At 73.6% G+C, this 20,748-nt stretch carries 19 protein-coding genes; 7 read left to right on the top strand and 12 right to left on the bottom strand.

Going from position 1 to position 20,748, the window contains the following annotated elements:
- Positions 1-5 precede the first annotated feature (5 nt).
- The 7 genes from O7626_RS11600 to O7626_RS11570 form a co-directional block, all read right to left on the bottom strand.
- Entirely contained in the window at positions 6-2,048 is a 2,043-nt protein-coding gene (locus O7626_RS11600; RefSeq protein ID WP_278061166.1) for a M6 family metalloprotease domain-containing protein, read from the bottom strand.
- A 265-nt stretch (positions 2,049-2,313) separates the two neighbouring features.
- Positions 2,314-2,574, bottom strand: a complete 261-nt coding sequence (locus O7626_RS11595; protein ID WP_278061165.1) for a hypothetical protein — start codon at positions 2,572-2,574, stop codon at positions 2,314-2,316.
- A gap of 329 nt (positions 2,575-2,903) precedes the next feature.
- A complete protein-coding gene (locus tag O7626_RS11590) occupies positions 2,904-3,590 on the bottom strand; it encodes a histone deacetylase (RefSeq protein ID WP_278061164.1) in 687 nt (228 codons plus the stop codon).
- A gap of 58 nt (positions 3,591-3,648) precedes the next feature.
- Complete coding sequence (locus tag O7626_RS11585; protein WP_278061163.1) at positions 3,649-4,599, bottom strand: iron-siderophore ABC transporter substrate-binding protein; 951 nt, start codon at positions 4,597-4,599, stop codon at positions 3,649-3,651.
- On the bottom strand, positions 4,581-5,396 hold the full coding sequence (locus O7626_RS11580; protein ID WP_278061162.1) for an ABC transporter ATP-binding protein: 816 nt from the start codon (positions 5,394-5,396) through the stop codon (positions 4,581-4,583). Before O7626_RS11580 ends, O7626_RS11585 begins: the two co-directional genes overlap by 19 nt.
- Positions 5,397-6,521: an iron ABC transporter permease gene (locus tag O7626_RS11575; RefSeq protein WP_278061161.1), complete on the bottom strand. Its 1,125-nt coding sequence runs from the start codon at positions 6,519-6,521 to the stop codon at positions 5,397-5,399.
- Positions 6,518-7,471, bottom strand: coding sequence for an iron ABC transporter permease (locus tag O7626_RS11570; RefSeq protein ID WP_278066132.1), 954 nt, complete (start codon positions 7,469-7,471; stop codon positions 6,518-6,520). The genes O7626_RS11575 and O7626_RS11570 overlap by 4 nt, the downstream gene beginning before the upstream one ends.
- A 450-nt stretch (positions 7,472-7,921) precedes the next feature.
- On the opposite strand from O7626_RS11570, the gene O7626_RS11565 reads away from it, so the two are divergent.
- Entirely contained in the window at positions 7,922-8,791 is an 870-nt protein-coding gene (locus O7626_RS11565; RefSeq protein ID WP_278061160.1) for a hypothetical protein, read from the top strand.
- Positions 8,792-8,837: 46 nt separating this feature from the next.
- Here the strand turns inward: O7626_RS11565 and O7626_RS11560 are convergent, their stop codons facing one another.
- Entirely contained in the window at positions 8,838-9,854 is a 1,017-nt protein-coding gene (locus tag O7626_RS11560; RefSeq protein ID WP_278061159.1) for a hypothetical protein, read from the bottom strand.
- Between the two features lie 73 nt (positions 9,855-9,927).
- Complete coding sequence (locus O7626_RS11555; protein WP_278061158.1) at positions 9,928-10,308, bottom strand: hypothetical protein; 381 nt, start codon at positions 10,306-10,308, stop codon at positions 9,928-9,930.
- 91 nt (positions 10,309-10,399) lie between these two features.
- Between O7626_RS11555 and eccCa the strand changes: the two genes are divergently transcribed.
- The 3 genes from eccCa (at position 10,400) to O7626_RS11540 (ending at position 15,309) form a co-directional block, all read left to right on the top strand.
- Positions 10,400-14,410 carry a type VII secretion protein EccCa gene (eccCa, locus tag O7626_RS11550; RefSeq protein WP_278061157.1) on the top strand — a complete coding sequence of 1,337 codons (4,011 nt, stop codon included), beginning with the start codon at positions 10,400-10,402 and terminating at the stop codon, positions 14,408-14,410.
- Positions 14,411-14,604: 194 nt separating this feature from the next.
- The gene (locus tag O7626_RS11545; RefSeq protein WP_278061156.1) at positions 14,605-14,922 is read left to right on the top strand and encodes a WXG100 family type VII secretion target; all 318 of its coding nucleotides are present in this window, start codon (positions 14,605-14,607) and stop codon (positions 14,920-14,922) included.
- A 90-nt stretch (positions 14,923-15,012) separates the two neighbouring features.
- Positions 15,013-15,309 carry a hypothetical protein gene (locus O7626_RS11540; protein ID WP_278061155.1) on the top strand — a complete coding sequence of 99 codons (297 nt, stop codon included), beginning with the start codon at positions 15,013-15,015 and terminating at the stop codon, positions 15,307-15,309.
- Positions 15,310-15,405: 96 nt separating this feature from the next.
- Here the strand turns inward: O7626_RS11540 and O7626_RS11535 are convergent, their stop codons facing one another.
- Together O7626_RS11535 and O7626_RS11530 are read right to left on the bottom strand one after the other, a co-directional pair.
- Positions 15,406-16,476, bottom strand: a complete 1,071-nt coding sequence (locus O7626_RS11535; protein ID WP_278061154.1) for a hypothetical protein — start codon at positions 16,474-16,476, stop codon at positions 15,406-15,408.
- Positions 16,476-16,874 carry a hypothetical protein gene (locus tag O7626_RS11530; RefSeq protein ID WP_278061153.1) on the bottom strand — a complete coding sequence of 133 codons (399 nt, stop codon included), beginning with the start codon at positions 16,872-16,874 and terminating at the stop codon, positions 16,476-16,478. Before O7626_RS11530 ends, O7626_RS11535 begins: the two co-directional genes overlap by 1 nt.
- 218 nt (positions 16,875-17,092) lie before the next feature.
- On the opposite strand from O7626_RS11530, the gene O7626_RS11525 reads away from it, so the two are divergent.
- Together O7626_RS11525 and O7626_RS11520 are read left to right on the top strand one after the other, a co-directional pair.
- Entirely contained in the window at positions 17,093-17,554 is a 462-nt protein-coding gene (locus tag O7626_RS11525) for a YbaB/EbfC family nucleoid-associated protein (protein ID WP_278066131.1), read from the top strand.
- Entirely contained in the window at positions 17,554-17,961 is a 408-nt protein-coding gene (locus O7626_RS11520; protein WP_278061152.1) for a YbaB/EbfC family nucleoid-associated protein, read from the top strand. The genes O7626_RS11525 and O7626_RS11520 overlap by 1 nt, the downstream gene beginning before the upstream one ends.
- A gap of 32 nt (positions 17,962-17,993) precedes the next feature.
- Here O7626_RS11520 and eccB read toward each other — a convergent pair whose 3' ends face one another.
- Positions 17,994-19,463, bottom strand: coding sequence for a type VII secretion protein EccB (gene eccB / locus O7626_RS11515; protein ID WP_278061151.1), 1,470 nt, complete (start codon positions 19,461-19,463; stop codon positions 17,994-17,996).
- Positions 19,464-19,521: 58 nt separating this feature from the next.
- On the opposite strand from eccB, the gene O7626_RS11510 reads away from it, so the two are divergent.
- Complete coding sequence (locus tag O7626_RS11510) at positions 19,522-20,712, top strand: type VII secretion protein EccE (RefSeq protein ID WP_278061150.1); 1,191 nt, start codon at positions 19,522-19,524, stop codon at positions 20,710-20,712.
- Positions 20,713-20,748 lie beyond the last annotated feature (36 nt).

Genomic DNA, 20,748 nt, shown 5'->3' with positions numbered 1-20,748 from the left:
GTGCGTCAGGACTTCTGGACCCGGCACTGCCTGGTCACGGACTTCGTCGGGTCGCTCTCCGAGGTGGCGGTGAGCCTGACGACGCCGGTCTGGGTGGCCGACGGGGTCGCCCCGACCGAGACCCGGACCGTGTCGGATTTGCCGAACCCGGCCGTGGCCAGCGCGTTCGGCAACTCGACCCGCCAGCCCTTTCCGTTGACCGTCGCGGAGAGGCGGTAGACGTCGGACTTCAGGTAGGCGGTGACGTTCTCCGGGTGCGCCTGGCCGCCGGCCGCGTACGCGCCGGTGTTGGTCAGGGTGAACGAGCAGGTCACGCCCCGGTTGGTCGGCCGGGTCGCGGTGGTCACCTCGCCACTGGAGAGGGCCACGCCGTGGCTGGCCGGCCCGGCGCCGTCGAGCGAGCGCACCGCCACCGTGTACGACAGCACGCCGTCACCGTCCCGCTTGTGGTCGAGCACGTAGAAGTGCAGCCGGTTGGCCTCGTCCACGTACTCGTACTCGCTGCCGGAGCGGGTGCCGGCGTGGAACAGCGCGTCGGAGAGCTGCCGGTAGTCCCCCATGGTGATCTTCTGCGGGGTGCCGTCCGGCCGGTAGAAGTCGATCATGTCGATGTCCTGCGGATTGGCGTCGACCACCCAAACGAAGGGCGCGCTGTCGGCGTTCTTCGTCTTCGACAGCAGTACCCCGCTGTCCGGGGTGAACGAGTCCGCGCCCATCCGGTCCACGACCTCGACGGTGTAGTTGTTGAAGCTGCCGCCGTCGCAGAGCGGTTCGGTGCTGGTGTCGCAGGCCGGTGACCGGTCCCGGTTCATCGCGATGTTGATCCCGGTGAGCCCCTTCGGGCCGGCGTCCACCGCCCGGGCGGTCACCGTCGCCACCACCATGCCGGAGGTGGCCAGCGCCTCCCGGTTCAGCCGCAGCAGGTGCTCCTCGCCGAGCAGACCGATCTTGACCTTGTCGCGGACGGTGTGCAGCGAACCCATCGAGCCGCCGTTGACCGGCGGGATCTGCCACCGGGTGTGCGGTCCGCCGGGCCCGTTGAACGAGCCGCGCGACATCATGCTCCAGATCCCGGTGTACGCCCGCCGCAACGGCACGCCGTACGGGTTGTTGTAGTTGTCGCCGATGCTGAGCAGGTGGCTCAGCTCGTGCGCGTACACGCCCATGCCGGAACTCTCGGCCTGGGTGGAGGAGCCACCTCCGGCGTTCGGCCAGATGGTCGAGGCCGCCTTCCAGGAGGTCCACTCGACGTACCGGGTACGGGCGTGGTTCGGCAGGTTCGGGTCCGGCGGGCCCCAGGCGTCCGGCACGTCCTCCTTGGTCTGGAACATCATCTGGCCGAACTCCTGCCAGGTGGACGACTCGTCCTGTCCGGCGGAGAGGATGAAGACCAGCTCGAACGAGTCGGCCACCTCGTCACCGACCGCCGCCCGCCAGGCACCCAGCCCGTCGGTGCGGATGTTCTTGGCACACTGCTCGCCGGCGGGGCAGGCACCGGGGTTGAAGCCGTTGTCGATGCCGTACTGGTAGGACTTCGCCGGCATCTCGTACGGGCCGAACCCGGTCAGGTCCACCCCGTACCGTCCGTTGGAGTCCTGCATCCAGTACTCGTGCAGGGTGTGGCCGCGGTTGAGGTCGTTCGGCCGGTTGAGGAAGTCGGTGTAGAAGGTCGCCACCTGGTCGCGCGGGATGTTCGCGGCCGTCGACTGGGGGTTGCCGAAGACCGTCGACCGGGGCCGCTGGGTCACCACGAACGGCTGGTCCGGATAGTCGAGGGTGACCAGAGCGATCTTGAAGTTGCGGACCGAGCCGGCGATGCCCGGGTCGGCCCAGTTCGTGTTCGGCGGGGTGACGTAGTCGTCCCAGCTCATGCCGTCCGGGTTCACCCAGGACTGCGGGTCGAGTACGTCGAACGGGCCGTTGCCACCGGCCGGGTTGCCCGGTGCGGCGGTGGCCGGCGTGCTGGCGGCGCCGGCGACCAGCGCTGCCGCGAGCGTCGCGGCCAGCGCCGACTGCCACGCCCGTGGCCTGGCGGACAGTAGGTGCATCCAGTCACCTCTCGTTCTGCCTCGGGGCGCCGGTCGGGGGTTCGTCCGGCACTCCCGACGTCGATCATCCATGATCATGCCGACGCGAATCTATGCCACGCGGCCCGCGCCGTCACCCTACTGATGCCGCCAGGTCCCCCGGCCGCTTCAGACACCTGCCGAACCCCGACCGCCGCCCGGACCGCTCGACTCTCCACAAGGGACGGTCAGCCTGGGGCGGAGGTCGGATCCGGAAGCTCTCCGCGAACGGGTCCGCGCGGCAGGCTCACGGTGCCGTCAGCCGGCCGCCGCCGTAGGAGTTGAGCAATGCCTGACCGCCCGGGTCGTCGGCGCCGAGCAACTCCACCGTCGCCTCGGTCACCTTGCGCAGCAGTTCCGCCCGGGCCGCCCGGACGGTGGCCAGGATCTCCTCGGCCACCCGGTCGGCGGGCTGTTGCCGGGTCCGCTCGTCCAACCGCAGTCCGACCAGCGCACCGGCCGGGTCGAGCGTCGCCTCGACCAGCCCGTCGGCGCCGCGGACCGTCACCCGCAGTCCGGCCAGCCGGCGGGGACAGCTCGGCGGCCCGCTCCGCCCGGTCGGCGAAGGACGACTGCCAGGCGTCGACCCGGCGCTGCGCCGCGTCGAGTTCCGCGCCGTTCTCCCATCTGCCGGCATCCGCTGCGGCCACCGCGTCACCCCCCGGTCCCAGTCTGCCCGGCGCCGACGGTTTCCGGTCGCCCGGCGCCGACGGTTTCGGTTGCCCGGTCAGGGGATCTCCAGCACCGGCCGCACCGGCGTCTCCCCGGCGAGGTCACCGTCGTAGACCGCCTCGGCCAGGCACGCGTCCCGGTAGGCGGTGGCGAGGGTGAGCCAGCTCAGGAAGTCGCCGAGGTGTGACCGGAACCGTCCGACGGCGCAGGGTTCCGGGTCGGGCCGCCGGCCGGCGCTGGAGACGGCGCCCCGGATCCCGGGTGAGCGGGCTGGCGGGTGCTCGACAACCAGACGGCGCCGGAGTTGCCGGACCCGGCCGCGCCGGACCGGCCCGCCAGGTAGTCGGCGATCCGCGCCTCGGTCCAGCCGTGACTGGCCCGCAGCCCACGGGCGATCGTCGCCAGATACGCCGGTGCCGGCGGGTTCGCGGGTACGTCCCCGGCCCGCCACGGCGCGGTCAGGGTGAGCACCGGATGCCCGTCCAGGATGCCGGCGCAGAGCACCGTCTCGTAACGGCCCGGACCGGTGCTGACCCGCCCGGTGGCGACCGCCGCCTCGACCAGGTCCAGCGGACCGCCCGGTACCCGGTGCATCTCCTGCGCGGCCACGTCCGCGAACTGGTCGGCGCTGAGCAGGTACGCCCGGGCCGCCACCACCCCGGGCAGCTCCGGGTCGTAGAAGGCCATCCCGCCGGTCCAGGTTCGCGACTCGAGCGCGAAGTAGAGGCCGCCGGGCAGCAGGACCGGGCGGTCCTGCCGGGGCGGGGTGCTGTCCCGGCAGCCGGGGTGCTCCCGGAGCCCGCCGACCGGCCGGCCACCGGCCAGATAGCAGCCGAACCGGTCGGCGTCCATGTTCGACCCGTAGGCCGCGTACCAGACCGGGTCGGGGCCGGCCGGTCGGGCGGACGGGTCAGGCCGCCGGGACGTACTTCTCCAGGTCGTCGAGGATCCTGCCGGCGGCGGTTACACCGATCCCGGTCATCCAGGTCTCGTCGGCCACCACGTACGCCTTGCCGGCCCTGACCGCCGAGAGGTTCTTCCAGAGGCTGCCGCCGGTCACCTTCGCCTGCTCGGCGGCGGCCTTCTCGCCGTACGCCGTGACGAAGATGATGTCGCCGTCGACCTCCGGGATCCGCTCCGGGCTGACCTTGTCGAACCGCTTGTCCTCCTTGGCCGCCAGCAGTTGCCGCTCCGGCCGGCCCACCCCGACGTCACCGAGGACGAGGCCGGAGAAGGAGTCCGGACCGTAGATCCGGATCTCGGTGGGCAGGAATCGGACGATGGAGATCTTCCGGGCGGCGGCGTCGCCGAGCCTGGCGCCGAGTTCCCGGGCCCGCTTCTCGTAACCGGCCAGCAGGTCCCTGGCCTCCTGCTCCTTGCCGAGCGCCTTGCCGTCGAGCAGGAAGTTCTCCTTCCAGGTGATGCCGACCTTCTCGGTGAAGACGGTGGGCGCGATCGCGGAGAGCTCGTCGTAGAACTTCTCCTGCCGGAACTTGCTGCCGAGGATCAGGTCCGGCCGCAACGCGGTGATCGCCTCCAGGTCCGGCTCGGCGAGCAGCCCCACCGGCTCGATCCCGGCGACCTTCTCCGCACCGAAGTACGACGGCCAGGCGCCGACCTCGGTTCGGGCGGCACCGACCGGCACGACGCCGAGGGAGAGGGCGGTGTCGAACTTGTCGGTGTCGAGCACCACCACCCGGTTCGGCTGGGCCGGCACCTCGGTGCTGCCCATGGCGTGTGCGACGGTCCGGGTCCCCTGCCCGGCGGCGTCCTCCCCGACCACCGGGTCACTGCTGGTGCAGCCGGTCAGGCCGGCACCGAGGGCGGCGACGGCGAGCAGGGTTATGACGGTGCGGCGCATGGCGTACCTTTCTTCAGCGTGAGCGTGCCGAGCGTCGGGACGACGAGTGGTGCCCCGGTCACCGGGCAGGGCACGACGACACAGTCGAGCCCGAACACCTCGCGGACCAGGTCCACGGTGAGCATCTGCCGGGGCGGCCCGGCCGCGACGACCGTGCCGTCGCGCATCGCGATCAGGTGGTCGGCGTACCGGGCGGCCTGGTTGAGGTCGTGCAGGACGGCGACGACGGTCCGGCCCCGCTCGGCACGCAGCCGGTGCAGCAGGTCCAGCACCTCCACCTGGTGGGCCAGGTCGAGGAAGGTGGTCGGCTCGTCCAGCAGCAGCGCCTCGGTGTCCTGGGCCAGCGTCATGGCGATCCAGACCCGCTGCCGCTGCCCGCCGGAGAGGGTGTCGACGGGGCGTTCGGCCAGTGCCGAGACGTCGGCCAACGCCATCGCATCCCGGACCGCCGCCTCGTCCTCCGGCGACCACTGCCGCCACCACCGCTGGTACGGCTGCCGCCCCCGCCCGACCAGGTCGGCCACGGTCACCCCCTCGGGCACCAGCGGGCTCTGCGGGAGTACGCCCAGCCGGCGGGCGACGGCGCGGGTCGGCAGTTCCCGGATCGCCGCCCCGTCGAGCAGTACGGTGCCCCGGCGCGGGGTGAGCAGCCGGGCCATGGTCCGCAGCAGCGTCGACTTTCCGCAGGCGTTCGGCCCGACGATCACGGTGAACGCGTCGGAGGGCAGGTCCAGGTCGAGGCCGTCGAGCACCGTCCGGTCCTCGTACCCGACCGCCAGGTCGCGGGTGGAGAGCATCTAGGACACCTTCCGTCGGCCACGGAGCAGCAGGTAGATCAGGTAGGGGCCACCAAGGGCGGCGGTGAGTACCCCAGCCGGAAGCTGGGTGGGTGCGAAGAGCCGGCGGGCGGCCAGGTCGGCGAGGACCACCAGCAGGGCGCCGACCAGGGCGGCGCAGAGCAGCGACGGCCGTTCGGCCCGGACCAGCCGGCGGGCCAGTTGCGGGGCGACCAGGGCGACGAAGTCCACGGCACCGACCTGGGCGGTGACCATCGCGGCGGCCACTACCCCGGTGGTGGCCAGGCCGATCCGGCGGGCGACCGGGCGCAGCCCGATGCCGCGTGCGGTGTCGTCGTCCAGCGCGCTGCCGTGCAGCGCCCAGCCGGCCCAGAGGAGCACCGGCAGCAGCACCAGCAGGGTCGCCCCGAGATAGCCGGTCTCCTGCCAGCCCTTGCCGGCCAGGGTGCCGACCAGCCAGAGCTGCGCCCGGATTCCGTCGATCGGGTCCGCCGAGAGCATCACCACCTCGGTCAGCGCCCGCAGCGCCACCGCGACGGCGACGCCGGCCAGCACGAACCGCTGCGCCGCCAGCCCGTGCCGCAGCCCGAGCAGCAGCACCGCGACCGCTGCCAGCAGGCCACCCGCGAGCGCCGCCGGAGCGATCAGCACCGCGCTCGCGCCGGTGGTCAGCGCCACGGTGGCGGCGAGTCCGGCGCCCTGGCTGACGCCGATCACGTCGGGACTGGCCAGCGGGTTGCGGGCGACGCTCTGGATCAGCGTGCCGGCGATGCCGAAGACGGCACCGACCGCCGCCGCCAGGACCACCCGGGGCAGCCGCAGGTCGAGGACGACGAGGTCGTACCGGGTACCGGCGCCGGCCAGCGCGGCGAGCACGTCCTGCGGGGCGACGTACGGGGTGCCGAGGCAAAGCGCCAGCACCATGGCGGCGGCGAGCAGGACGACGAGTACCCCGCCGACCAGCAGCGGCCGGTGCCGTACGACCAGTCGGGCGGGACCGAGCCGGATCCGGGTCCGCCCGGCCGGCACCGCTGCCGCCACCGCCGGTTGGCTCCGGGCGGTAACGCGGGCATCGAGTTGGCCGGGAGTGGTCACTTCGCCACCCAGTTGATCGCGGGCGGTCATGTGGTCACCACCCGGGCCCGGCGGATCAGCAGGGCGAGCAGCGGCGCTCCGACGAGCGCGGTGACGATGCCGGCCGGTACCTCGCTGGGCGGCGCGACCAGCCGGCCGACGACGTCGGCGGCGAGCAGCAGTGTCGGCCCGAGCAGCGCCGCGACCGCCAGGGTCCAGCGGTGGTCGGCGCCGACCAGGGCGCGCGCCAGGTGCGGGACGGCGAGACCGACGAACGCGATCGGCCCGGCCGCCGCGACCGCCGCCCCGACCAGCAGGACCGCGCCGGCCCCTCCGGCGAGCCGGACCAGTCCGACCCGGTGGCCGAGCCCCCGGGCGACGTCGTCACCGAGGGCGAGCGCGTCCAGACCGCGCGCGGCGAAGCCGGCCAGCAGGACGCCGGCCAGCACGAACGGGGCCACCTGCCCGGCGACGGCGACGTCCCGGCCGGTCAGCCCGCCGACCACCCAGAACCGGTACTCCTCGAAGGTGCGGGCGTCGACGGTCAGCAGCGCGATGACCGTCGCGCCGATGCTCGCGTCCAGGGCGACGCCGACCAGTGCCAGGGTGACCGGGCTGGCCCCCTCCCGGGCCCGGTTGGCGATGCCGAAGACGAGCAGGCCGGTGAGGAGGGCGCCGACGACTCCGAACCAGACATAGCCGGCGAGGGTCCCGATCCCGAACACCGCGATCGCGAGCACCACACCGAGCGACGCCCCGGCGCTGATCCCGAGGATCCGGGGTTCGGCCAACGGGTTGCGGGTCAGCGCCTGGAGCAGTACTCCGGCCAGGGCCAGGGCGGGGCCGACGACCAGGCCGAGCAGGGTACGCGGCACCCGCAGTTCCCGGACGATCGTGCTCGCCTCGCCGCCGTCCGGTGCGACGAGCGCGTCCCAGACCTGGGCGGGTGCGAGCGACCTGCTGCCGAGTGCGAGGCTGGCCAGCACCGCCAGCACCAGCATTACGGCCGCCGTGCCGGTGACCGCGACGCGCCGGCCGACCCGACGGCGTGGCCGGGTCTCCGGCCTGGTCACCCCGGCCGCTACCGTCGTCACGATCTTCCTCGCACCTCTCGTATTAGGTTCGGCTAACCTTACGATCCGGGCTGTGCCGCGCCTAACCGGGATGACGGATCTCACCGCCGCGACCTGCGCCTCCGTCAGCTGCGGGACGGTCCCGGCGGCGCCGAGCCACACGTCGAACACGCAAGGTCACGTAACGATCACCTGTCGTCCGGACCGACGTCGACGCTGGGACTGGCGGACTTGCCGGCCGGAACTAGGCTGAGGCCGCCTCCAGCCGTCCTGGACCAGGCAGCATCCCGTCGCGACCGGAGCACCGGGCGAGCGCCACCCCGCCCGGACCAGCGCCGACTGGCGGCTCGGAGACGTGCGCTGGTGGGAGGTCATGGGATGAGACTGACGAGATTCGCCGCCGCCTCGGTCGCCGTCGCGGTGCTGGCCTGGCCCGGCGCCGCAACCGCATCCCCGACCTTGGCCACCGCATCGGCATCGGCATCGGCATCGGCATCGGCATCGGCATCGGCATCGGCATCGGCGCCCAACGACGACTTCGACGACGCGACCACGGTCAGCGGACCACTGCCGTTCACCGACACGGTCCCCAGCGCCGACGCCACGACGGCGCCCGACGACCCGACCACCTGCGACGGTGCCCTCTCCTCCATCTGGTACCGCTTCACCCCGCAGCGCGGTGGCACCTACGCGGCGGGCGGCACGGCGCAGCCGTACGGGGCGTACCTGGCCATCTTCACCGGTGAGCGGGGAAACCTGACGCTGGTCCACTGTGGCTACGGCATCCTCGGCTGGTCCGCCGAGGCCGGCACGACGTACCACTTCATGGTCAGTGCCTTTTCCTGGGCGCCGCCCGGCGACTTCGTCTTCACCCTGGACGGACCGGCGACCACCGATGTCACGTTCCACTCGCAGGGACAGCTGAACCGCGGCAACAGCGCTCCGCGAATCTCCGGCACCCTCACCTGCTACGCCACCGGGCTGGCCATGGTCTTCGTCGAGGTGTCCCAGCAGAACCGCGGCGGAACCGCCACCGCCGGTGCCATGACGACGAGGACCGACTGCGACGGGACGCCCAAGGTCTGGGTGCTGGACACCAACCTCTACGAGGGCTCGTTCAGCAGAGGTCAGGCGACCGTGACGGTCCGCGCGGAGGGCTGTGTCAACGCCGAGGTGTGCGTGGTCGACGTCGCGGCCGGCACGGTCACCCTGAAACGGCGTTTCGCACCACCCGGCTGGCCGGTCTGACCGGGCCGACGGACGACCGCCACGAGCCGGTGGGCAGGCGGACCGGTCAGTCCCCCTGGCCGAGCACCGGCGGCGGCGCGTCCGTCTCGTCGCTCCACTGCGGACCGCCGTCGCCGGACCACGCCGTCGGCTCGGCCGCCAACCGCGGATCGGTGACCGGGTAGCCGTCGGCGGGCCGGCCGCTGAGGCCGGCCGCACCGGCGGCGCCGGTCATCGGCACCGCGCCCGCGGTCGCGGCCCCCGCACCGGCGGTCCCGACACCGGAGCCGGGACGGCCCTCGGCAGCACCGGCCCGGGTGATCAGGTGGTTGCCGACGCCGGCCAGGGCCGGTCCCGCCCCACTCAGCACGCTGCCGGGCTGGGCGGGTGCGGACGCGGCCGGCGGTACGGCGGCGAGCGCGGCACCGCCGGGTGCCTCGCCGAACGCCCCGGCACCGGCCAGCGCGGTGCCGACCACCGGCGCGTCGGTGGCCAGCGGCGACGGCTCGGGCATCGTGACCGCCGCCGGCAGGTGGAGGTCGTCGACCAGCCCGCCGAGCACCGGCAGGTCGCCGGGTTCGAGCGGAATCGTCGCCGGCCAGCTCCGGTGATCGGTGACGGCGTAGTCGGCGGCCAGCCGGGCCACCTGCGCCGCGACCCGCTCCCGCGCCTTGGCCCGCTCCTCCTCGGACAGGGTGTGCCCGAGCACCGGGGAGAACTCGTCGTAGCGTGCCTGGGCCAGCTCGGGCCGGTCCGCCTCCGCCTGGCGCTGCGCCTCGGCGAGCGAGCCGGACATCACGGTGAGCCCGCCGCGCATCGCCGCCGCCTCCTCGGCCAGCTTCCCGGCGAAACTGATGATCAGACCCAGCCGGTACTGGAACTCCCGGCTGCCCGGCCCGGTCCAGCCGGGCAGCACCCGGGCGAGGTCCTCGTGCAGCCCGGATGCGATCGCCCCGACGCGCGACTCGACGGTGTGCCAGGTGTCGGCGATGCCGTCCACCTGCGCCGGCAGGCCGGCCATCAGCAACCGGTAGAGCTCCTCGTGGCTCTGCTGCCGGTAGCGCTCGTGATATTCGTCGGCCATCGAAACTCTCCGCACCTCCCCGGACGATCGGTCGTTGCCGGCGTCGGACGCCGGGACGGATGTGCCGCGCGGGTCAGGTCGCGGGGGGTTTGTCGCGTCGGCCACCATGCAGAGCCTCACTCACCGCGCCGAGGGCGCCTGCGATCTGTCGGGCGTTCGTGCCGCTGAGTTCGTCGACGGTCCGGTAGCTCTCGATGATCCGGGCGGTGGCCGCCTGTGCCACCGTCAACGCGGCGACCAGCCGGCGCAGCCGGGCGACGTACTCGTCGTGCAGGTCCTGGTGCCGGTCGGCGGTCTTCTGCGCGTCGTGGAAGCCGCCCAGCGCGGGCCGGTCGCTGCCCGGCGCGGTGCTGAGCGCGGTCAGCGCGGCGTACGCCGCCTCGATCCGGGGCTGGAGCCGCTGCTGGAAGTCCCGCAGCGACAGGAGATTGACGGCGAACTCGTCGGCGGCCATCGCAACCTTCCAAGCGCCGAGTCGGGGTGACGGCAAGTGTAGCCAACGATGCGTAGGGTGCCGGGCAGCTCTCCGGATAGTATCCCGGGTCGTGGAGGTCACCGAGGCACAGTCTCGCCTTCCGGGCACCCGCGAGAGTGCCGCGGGCACCGTGCTGTTCCGCCGGCCGCCCCGCCAGCCGTCGCCGCCGCTGCCCCGCGGCGAGCTGGTCCTGGAGTCGCCGCCGGAGCTGTCGGAGCCGCTGCCCCGCAACCTCCTCCAGCTGATGATGCTGGTCCCGATGGTGGCCGGGGTCGCGGCGATGGCAATCCTCTACTCCGGACGCGGCGGCGGAGTGCTCACATACGTCGTCGGCGGCCTCTTCGGACTCTCCATGTTGGGCATGGCCGCCACCTCGCTCGGCGGCGGGCACGGCAACAGCCGGGCCGAGCTGGACGCGCAGCGCCGCGACTACCTGCGCTACCTGACCCAGAGCCGGCGCAGGGCCCGCAACGCGGCCGCGCAGCAGCGCACCGCGCTGCTCTGGCGGCACCCGGCCCCGACCGCGCTCTGGGCGGTCTGCGCGTCCCGCCGAATGTGGGAGCGGCGCAGCACCGACGACGACTTCGCCGAGGTGCGGGTGGCGACCGGCACCCAGAAGCTGTCGGTGACGATCAAGCCGCCGGAGACCAGGCCGGTGGAGGACCTGGAGCCGTTGACCGCGCTCGCGCTGCGCCGCTTCGTCCGGGCCCAGTCCGTGGTGCCGGACCTGCCACTGGCGGTCCAGCTCCGCTCGTTCAGCCGGCTGGTGCTGCGCGGCGACCGGGAGCCGGTGCTCGACCTCGCCCGGGCGCTGCTCTGCCAGCTCGCGACGTTCCACTCGCCGGACGACATCCGGATCGCGGTGGTGATCGCGCCGGAGCGGCGGCCGGACTGGGACTGGGTCAAGTGGCTGCCGCACGCCCAGGACGACCGGGTCACCGACGGAGCCGGCGCGACCCGGCTGGTGTTCGAGTCGTCGAGCGCGCTGGAGGACGCGTTCCGGGACGAGTTCGCCGCCCGGCCACGGCACTCCCCGGACGCCCGGCCGCTGACCACGGCGGCGCATTTGATGGTGGTCCTCGACGGCGGCGACGTGCCCGCGACGTCGCAGCTGCACGGTGCGGGCGTGCTCGGCTGCACCGTGCTGGACCTCTCCGGGATGGTGCCCCGGGACGCCGGCCGCTGGCTGCTCTGCCTGGACGTCGGGGCCGAGGCGCTCACCGCGGACCGGGGCGACCGGAGCATGTCGCTCGGCATACCGGACCGGCTCACTTTCGAGCAGGCCCGCGGGCTGGCCCGGCAGCTCGCCCCGCACCGCCTCTCCCGGCACGTCGAGACCGAGGAGGCGACAGCACGGGTCACCGAGCTGCCCGAACTGCTCGGCTTCGGCGACGCGGGCGCGGTCGACCCGGCCCGGAGTTGGCGCCCCCGCCCGGACCGGGACCGGCTGCGCATCCCGCTCGGCATCGGCGCGGACGGCTCGGTGGTGGAGCTGGACTTCAAGGAGGCCGCCCAGGACGGGATGGGCCCGCACGGACTGATCATCGGCGCCACCGGCTCCGGCAAGAGCGAACTGCTGCGCACCATCGTGGTCTCGCTGGCCGTCACGCACTCCTCCGAGGAACTCAACCTCGTCCTGGTCGACTTCAAGGGCGGCGCCACCTTCGCCTCGCTGGACGCGTTGCCGCACACCAGTGCGGTGATCACCAACCTGGCCGACGAGCTGGCCATGGTGGACCGGATGGAGGACGCCGTCGCGGGCGAGCTGGTCCGCCGGCAGGAGCTGCTGCGGGCCGCCGGCAACTTCGTCTCGCGGTACGAGTACGAGAAGGCGCGCCGGGCCGGTGAACCGCTCGCACCGATGCCCAGCCTGCTGATCATCTGTGACGAGTTCAGTGAGCTGCTCGCCGCCAAGCCCGACTTCATCGACCTCTTCGTCACCATCGGCCGGCTGGGCCGCTCCCTCGGGGTGCACCTGCTGCTGGCCAGCCAGCGCCTGGAGGAGGGCCGGCTGCGCGGGCTGGACACCCACCTGTCGTACCGGATCGGGTTGCGGACCTTCTCGGCAATGGAGAGCCGGGTGGTGCTCGGCGTACCGGACGCCTACGAGCTGCCGAACGCTCCCGGGCACGGCTACCTGAAGGCCGGTACGCAGACCATGTTGCGCTTCCGGGCCGCGTACGTCTCCGGCCCGTACCGGACGGCCGTGCCGAGCGGCCTGGTGGCACAGGAACTGGTACGCCGCCGGATCATGCCGTACGGCACCGTGCACGTACCGGTCCCGCCGGAGTTGCCGGTGGCGGTGCCCGACGAGCCGGCCGAGTCCGCCGGGAGCCGGGCCGACGCCGGCCGGCAGACCAGCATGCTCGACGTGATCGTGGACCGGCTGCGGCACGGCCCGCCCGCGCACCAGGTCTGGTTGCCGCCGCTGGACGTGGCGCCGGGGCTGGACGCGCTGCTCGGCGAGCCGGTCGTCGACGAGCGGCGGGGCCTGGTCACCGCCACCTGGCCCGGCGTCGGCCGGCTGGTGGCGCCGGTCGGCATCGAGGACCGCCCCTACGAGCAGCGCCGGGACCCGCTCCTGGTGGAGCTGGCCGGGGCCGGCGGCAACGTGGTGATCGTCGGCGGGCCGCGTACCGGCAAGAGCACCCTGCTGCGGTCGCTGCTCTGCGCGCTGGCGCTCACGCACAGCCCGCGCGAGGTGCAGTTCCTCTGCCTCGACTTCGGTGGCGGCACGCTGCGCTCCCTGGAGGGGCTGCCGCACCTGTCCGGGGTGGCGGTACGCCGCAACCACGAGGCGGTCCGCCGTACCGTCGCCGAGGTAAGCGTCCTGCTGGACGAGCGGGAGGCGCGCTTCGCCGAACTCGGCGTCGAGTCGATCGACGCGTACCGGGAGCTGCGGGCGGGCGGGCAGGTCACCGACGACCCGTTCGGCGACGTCTTCCTGGTCGTCGACGGCTGGGGCACGGTACGCGAGGAGTTCGAACAGCAGGAGGAGGTGATCACCCGGCTCGCCGCCCGCTGTCTCGGCTTCGGCATCCACGTGGTGCTCACCGCGACCCGCTGGTCGGAGATCCGCTACAACCTCCGCGAACTCTTCGGCACCCGGCTCGAACTGCGGCTGGGCGACCCGAGCGACTCCGAGCTGGACCGGCGGGCCGCGGCGAACGTGCCCGAGAACTCCCCCGGCCGCGGCGTCACCCGGGACAAGTTGCAGTTCCTGGCCGCGCTGCCCCGGATCGACGGCCGGGCCGGGCCGGACGACCTGCCGGGCGGCACCGCCGACCTGGTGGCCCGGGTCCGGGACGCCTGGCGGCACGACCCGGCCCCGGCGGTACGCCTGCTGCCCCGGATGCTCCCCGCGGACGAGCTGCGCGACGTCACCGGGCCGGGCATCCCGATCGGACTGAACGAGACCCACCTGGCCCCGGTGCACCTGGCCTTCGACACCGAGCCGCACCTGATCGTCCTCGGCGACGCGCAGTGCGGCAAGACGAACCTGCTCCGGCTGATCGCCCGGACCATCGTGGCCCGGCATACGCCCGACGAGGCGAAACTGGTCATCGTCGACTACCGCCGTACGCTGCTCGGCGCGGTCGACGGCGAACATCTGCTGGACTACATCCCGTCCGCGCAGGCCGCGACGGCGATGGTGGGCGGGATCGCGCAGGCGATGGCCGCCCGGCTGCCCGGCCCGGACCTGACCACCGAACAGCTCCGCAACCGTTCCTGGTGGGCGGGGCCGGACATCTACCTGCTGGTCGACGACTACGACATGGTCGCGGCCAGCAGCGGGAACCCGTTGGACGGGCTGGTGGATCTGCTCTCGGCGGCCCGGGACATCGGGCTGCACCTGATCCTGGCCCGCCGGTGTGGCGGGGTCGGGCGGGCACTCTACGAGCCGGTGCTGCAACAGCTCACCGACCTGAACACCCCGGGACTGCTGATGTCCGGCAACCCGGACGAGGGCGCCGTACTCGGGCACGTCCGGCCCAGCCCGCAGCCGCCGGGCCGGGGCACGCTGATCCGGCGCAGCGACGGGATCAACCTGGTGCAGACGGCGTGGCTCGATCCACAGTGAACGCGGCGTTGCCGCGATCCACAGTGCTTGGTGGCCGAAGGGTGGGAGCCGGGCCGGCCCGAGGGCCTGAAGTGTCACCGGTCCGCGGGTCGGCGTTCGGGCGATGTGGCGGGCGGCGGCCATCGGCTACCCTGGCCGGATAGAGACGCCGATGAGTCTGGCGTCCCGCCGCTGCCTAGTTCCCGGAGGGAAGCGTGGCACAGACATTCGCCCACGAAGAGGGTAACGCCCAGCAGGCCGCACAGCTCGTCGACAGCGCCCGTGGCGCGATCAACTTCCAGGTCAAGAACATCGAACTGGCGGTGCACCAGCTCAGGTCGCGGGGCTGGGAGGGCGAGGCGGCGAACAAGTTCTACGCCGTGGCCGCCGAGATGGTCGACGGGGCCCGCCGCCTACAGGCCAAGATGGACGAGATGCGGGTCGGCTTGGAGGACGTGAACCGCACCTTCACCGACGTGAGCGAGACGATGTCGTCCTCGGTCAACACGATCAACGTCTACAACATCACCTAGGCCGGTCGTCCGGTCGGACCGGCAGGTGGGTCGGAAGCCGTCTCGGGAGCGCCCGTGCGGACCACCCCAACCGTGCACACGGAGGAACCCATGAGCAACCAGATCCGGATGGTCCACGGTGAGGCAGAGGCCGCGGCCATGAAGCTCAAGAAGCACGGCACCAACATCGAGGTCACCACCAAGAACTTCGTCGCCGACATCGCCAGGATCCCGTGGGACAGCGACGCCCGGGCCGAGTTCGAGGTCTGGAAGGCCCAGATGGAGCAGCTCTGGAACGAGTTCCACCAGGTGGTGCTGAAGGCCGGTACGGTCGTCGCGGACGCGAGCGAGTCGCTCAAGGAGGCCGACCGGCGGGCGGCGTCGATGATGGGCCAGAGCGGTCGATGAGCGGTCCGGTCGCTGCCGCATGCTGAGGTAGCCGGGAGGACTTCCCTCCCGGCTACCGTCGCGATCCGTCCGTTCCGGCTCCGCGCCGGGCGGCGGTCAACCGAGCACACCGTCCGGGGCGTCACCGGAGGCCCACGGGTCGCCCTCCTCGACCAGCCAGCTCGCCGCCTCGCGCTCACCGGAGTCGCCCGCCGCACCACCGTGCCCGGCGAAGCCGCCGACGCCCATCATCGACGTGCCGGCTGCCGCCCGGCCGGCTCCGGCCGCACCGGCGGCACCGACCCCGGTCATGCCGACCCCGGCGACGCCGCCCTGCATCGCGACGGCCGGGTTCCCGGCCGAGGCGCCGCCCAGCGCCAGCCCGGCCGCCCCGGCCCCGCTGAGGGCGCCGGCACCGCCGATCGGGCCACCGGCACCGCCCGCCCCGGCCAGGGCGGTCCCGCCCGGCAGTTCGACGTCGGCGCCGAGACCCGCCCCGCTGCTGCCCACCGGCAGTGGCGCCGGAACCGGACCGCCCGGGAACGCGCCGCCCGGCACAGAAAGGTCCGGCGTCGGAAGCGGTGGCGGCGGGGGCACGGCCGGAACGGTCGGCAGCGAGGTGGTGCCGGCGCCGGTCCCCTGCTGGAACAGGCTGCTGAGATAGTCGGTGGCGAGCTTGACCAACGCCGACGTGAGCTGGGCGTCCAGGGCGGAAGCCTGGGTCGTGGTGGCGGCGATCTGCGCCGTGTACTGCGCGGCGCGCATCTCGTACATCGCCCATCTGGCGGCGCCGCCGTGTGACCAGGTCGCCTTGCAGTATGCCCGCTGGGCGGCGCTCGGCGTCACCTGCCCGGTCGGCAACACCTGGTAGCCGCCGGCCGTGGCGCTGGCGACGATCGCGTCGAGCCGGGCCTTGCTGGCCTGCAACTGGGCGCTGCCGGTGCTGGTGGTCGTCATCGCCTGCGCGACCGTGCCGCTGACCTGCTGCAACGCGTTCAGCGCGACGGTCCGACGGTCCTGCTGCGCGGTGCCGGTCGCACCGACGAGGTTCGGCAGCGTGGCGGCGGTGCCGAAGTCGGTCCTGGTGTTGGTCATGTTCTGGACGAAGGCCTGGACGACCGGGCCGAGCAGTGCCTGGGCCACCCCGGGATCGGAGAGTTTCAGGCCCATGAAGCTGACGGTGCCCATCAGGCCCTCCCCGTCCCCGGCGGCATCCGGTCGTCGAAGCGCAGGGTCGCGACCCGCTCCCGCTGTTGCAGGTCGACCTCCTCGAAGTGCTGCGCCGCCTGCCGGACCTGCACGGCCTGGGTGTCCAGCTCCTCGGCGACGGTCCGGACCGCCGCCGAGACGGCGACCGTGAAGAACTGCGCCACAGTGGCGAAGCTGGGCAGCCCGGCGTTACCGGCCACGGTGCCCTCGACCGCGCCGGTGATCGGCGAGAAGGAGTTGCGGTAATCCTCGGCCAGCCCGGCGATCCGGTTGGCGGCCGCCCGCATCTCCGGTAGCTGTGCCTGGAACTCCGGTGCGCCAGCGGCGACGAGCCCGTCTGGCGCGCCCGTGGCGGAGAAACCGTCTGGAACGCTCAACGCCGTCCTCCCGGTCTGTGACTGCTCGCTGGCACGGAGGAACATCGAGATGGTTCTCCGTAAAATATAGTGCCTGGCGGACAGTGTCCCAACGCGTCTTTCCGGCATCTGTGCCCACGGCCCACCGAGGCATGCGGACGGGATCGTGGTATCGGCGGAGGTCGGGGCGTGGACGCCGACGGATCAGTCGGAACAGGCACGATGCTGCGGAGGTGGCGATGCCGACGGAGGATCCACCGGGCCGGACCGGCGACACCCCGGACGGCGTCCCGGCCGAGCTGGCCGTGCTGGAGGCGTCGATCGCCCGGACCGAGGCGCGCTGGCAGCAGCTGCTGGCCGGCACCTACCAGGGCACCGACCCGGCCCGCCTGGTCACCGCTGTGGTGGACGGCGAGGGCGTCGTGGTCGAGGTGAGATTCGTCAGGACGATCACCCGGCACGACCCCGCGGTGGTCGAGCAGGCGGTGCTGGCCGCGGTCTCCGCCGCCCAGCAGCGGCTCGGCGCCGCGCTCGCCGACGTCACCGCCGAGGTACTGCCGCCCGGCGCGGAACCGGCGCGGGGGCGTACCGGCGCGGAACCGGCGCGGGGGCGTACCGGCGCGGACGCCTGGCGCCGGACCGGAGCCGAGCCCGCCGACGGGCCGCAGGCCGGCGGTGGAGTGTTGGGAGGGGAGGGGTGATGACCCGACACGAAGACCCGGGCGACGACGTGCCGCTGGTCTACTCGCCGCACGACGAGGCGGGCTACGAGGAACTGGCCCGACGGGCACTCGCCGCCCTGGCGACGATGGACGGTGAGCTGGACCGGCTGGCGGAGACGCCTGTCGAGGGACACAGCCGGGACGGCCGGGTCAGCGTCCGGGTTTCCGGCGCCGGCACTGTCACCGAGATCCGGCTGCGCGGCGGGGCACTGCGGCAGTACCCGCCCGACAAGCTCGGCGAGGTGGTCACCCGGGTGATCCAGGACACCCAGCGGCGGGCCCGCGCGGCGTACGAGCGGGCGGCGGCGGAACTCGCCCCGCCCGAGGTGGCCGAATGCGACCGGCTGCTCCGCAGGACGCCACCGCCCCGCCGGACGGGGGCGTAGCCGGGCGCTCGCCGTACACCCGGTCCTCCGGGTCAGGTGGGCCCGGGACCCGGCTCCGGCGCCCGGCCGCCGCCCCCGGCCGGGCCGGTCGGGGCGAGCGTCGGCAGCGGCGAGAGCCGTAGTGCGGCCTGCGGGTCGAGCGGCACCCCGGTCGGCACCAGCGCCAGGATGCTCGCCGGCACCTGCACCGGCTGGACACCCGCGTAGCCGAGCGAGGTCTGCACCTTCTCCAGCTCGGGCCGGGCCAGCGGGAACTTCACTCCCTGGTCGGTGACGAGATAGACGTTGCCGGCGGCGTTCGCCCCGATCGGGTTGGCGGCCCGCACCAGGGCGGCGTGCCCGCCGGGCAGTGCCACCCGGTCCGCCGGGCGTACCCCGTCCGGCCCCGCCCCCGTCGCGGCCGGCGGCCCGTCGATCGGCGGGACCTCGGCGGGCACCGCGCCGAAGGTCTCGACGGTGACCGGATGCTCCGCCGCGCCGACGTCGTCCCGGTAGCTCGCGCAGACCATCGGTGCCGGGGTCTGCGCCCCCCGCACCTCCGGCACCGCGTCGGGGAAGCCCGGCGGCTCCGCCACCCGGTTCACGATCAGCCCGCCGGCCTGCTGGGCGGAGATCTCGTTGACCGCACGGCCGGCCGCCTCCATCAACCGGGCGGTGACCGCGCCGACCGGGGCGAGACCGTCGGGAAGCATCACGTACGACCTGCCGGCGGCCCGGAACAACTGCCCGATCCGGGTCGGCTGCCCGCCGATCGTCGGCTCGGCCGGCGTGCCGGCGCCGGGCAGGACGAGCGCCACGAGATCCGGCCCCGGGGGGACGGAGTTGAGGAACGCCTCGCCGACCGCGACCGGCGGGATCCCGGCCCAGCCGAGGGCGGCGAGCACGGCGTTGCCCCGGATCCGCAGCCGGTGCTCGTTCCAGAGCAGGTAGCGGTCGCCACCGTCCACATCGACCAGCAGGCCCTGCCGACCCACCGGCGTACCCCCGGACGGTGCCCGGCCGAACAGCACATGGGTGGCCCGGGCGACCGAGGTCAGCGAACGGGGTGCGCTGCACACGCTGATCGGCAGGCCCAGCAGCGCCGACCGGGTCGGCAGCGAGTCGGGCGCGCCGGGGATCCCGATCGGCAGCCCGCGCGGCACCGCCCGCAGCGAGGACTCCGCCATGGTCCGCACCGCCGGCTCTGGCTGGCCGAGGATGAGCAGCGCCGACGTCCAGTTGAGCACCGGATGCAGCCGGCCCTGCGTGTAGACGAACTTCGCGCCGGTGTTCCGCTCCACGATGATGGCGTTCTCCACCGGCTGCCGGCCGCCCGGCCGGAGCAGCCCGTAGACGCCGAAGCCGGCGAAGAGCAGCACCGCGACCAGCAGGCCACCGAGCATCGCCAGGGCGTACCGCCGCATCGGCAGCTCGTTGGTCTCGGGCTCGCCGGCCAGCAGCGCGGAGACGATCCGCCGGATGAGGAACCGGTAGGCCTGCACCTGTTCCCGACGGCTGCGCATCCCCACCCCGCCTTCGCGTCGATGCGACATCTTAGCGTCGGCACGTAGGGTGTGTGCCATGCCGGAGTTGATGGCTGTCGGTCGATCCACCGGCCGGTTCGGCACGGTCCAACTCGTCGCCGTCGAGCTGGCGCTCTTCGCCACCGGCGCCGCCGCCTACGCGCTGCCCCCGGTGCCGGGCGCGCTGGCCGGTGCCGCCACCGGGGTGCTGCTGCTCGGCACCTTCGGCCGGGCGGGCGGCCGCTGGTGGTACGAGGTCCTCGGCGCGCGGCTGCGGCTGACCCGACGCCGCCGCGCGGGCGTACGCGCGCTGCGCCGGACCGGCACCGGGGATTCGCTGCTGGTGGTGCTCTCGCCGACCCCGGTCACCAGTACGGTCAACGACCGTTCCGGCACGATCGGAATCGGCCAGGACGCGCTCGGCTGGTTCGCGGCGATCGCGATCCGGCATCCCGACGGGCTGACCGGGGAGTCCCGGACGGCGTTGCGACTGGACTGGCTCGCCACCCTGGCAGCCGACCCGGCACTGCCGGCCAGCACGGTGCAGCTCGTGCTGCGGCACTCGTCGCTGCCGACCGCCGCCGTCGACCCGCGCTCCGCCGCCAGCCAGTCCTACCTGGAACTCTGCCGGCTGCTGGCGGTCCCGGTGCACCACGACGTCTGGATCGCCGCCCGGGTCTCGGCCCGGGACGCGGCGACGGTGGCGGCGGACCGGGGCGGCGGGCTGGCCGGCGTACACCGGGCACTCGTCGCGGCGATCACCCGGGTCGGCACCGGACTGGCCAGCCTCGGCGTCGAACACGCCGTGCTGGACGGGGACGGCCTGCGGCAGGCGGTGGCGTACTCCTGCGGTGTCGAGGGGACCGGGGCGCCCGGTCCCGGCGCGGAGCGGTGGTCCCGCTGGCAGGGCGGTTGGCGGGTGCAGGTCTGCTTCGCGGTACGGGCCTGGCCGGCGAGGCCCGCCGTGGACCCGATCCGGGCCCTCACCCAGGTGCCGTCCGCGCTCGACGTGAGCGTGGCGGTGGTGTTCGGCCGGCGGGACGGCTCCACCGGGCCGGAGCGCAGGACCGGCGCCCGGACCCTGGTCCGGGTCGCCTGTGCCCCGGAGACGGTCGAGGAGTGCGTACGCCAACTGCTGGCCAGCGCGGCCGGCGCCGGTGTCCGGCTGGTCCGGCTCAACGGCGAACACGGCACCGGGCTGTATGCGACGGCGCCCACCGGCGCCACCCTGGGCCTGGTGACCCGGTGACCGCCACCCGCGACGTCACGTCCACGCCCCCGGCCG

The organism is Micromonospora sp. WMMD1102 (assembly GCF_029626265.1).
In the GTDB taxonomy this organism is placed as follows: domain Bacteria; phylum Actinomycetota; class Actinomycetes; order Mycobacteriales; family Micromonosporaceae; genus Plantactinospora.
Note: the sequence above shows the minus strand (reverse complement) of the source record. Positions and strands in the feature narration are given on the sequence as shown.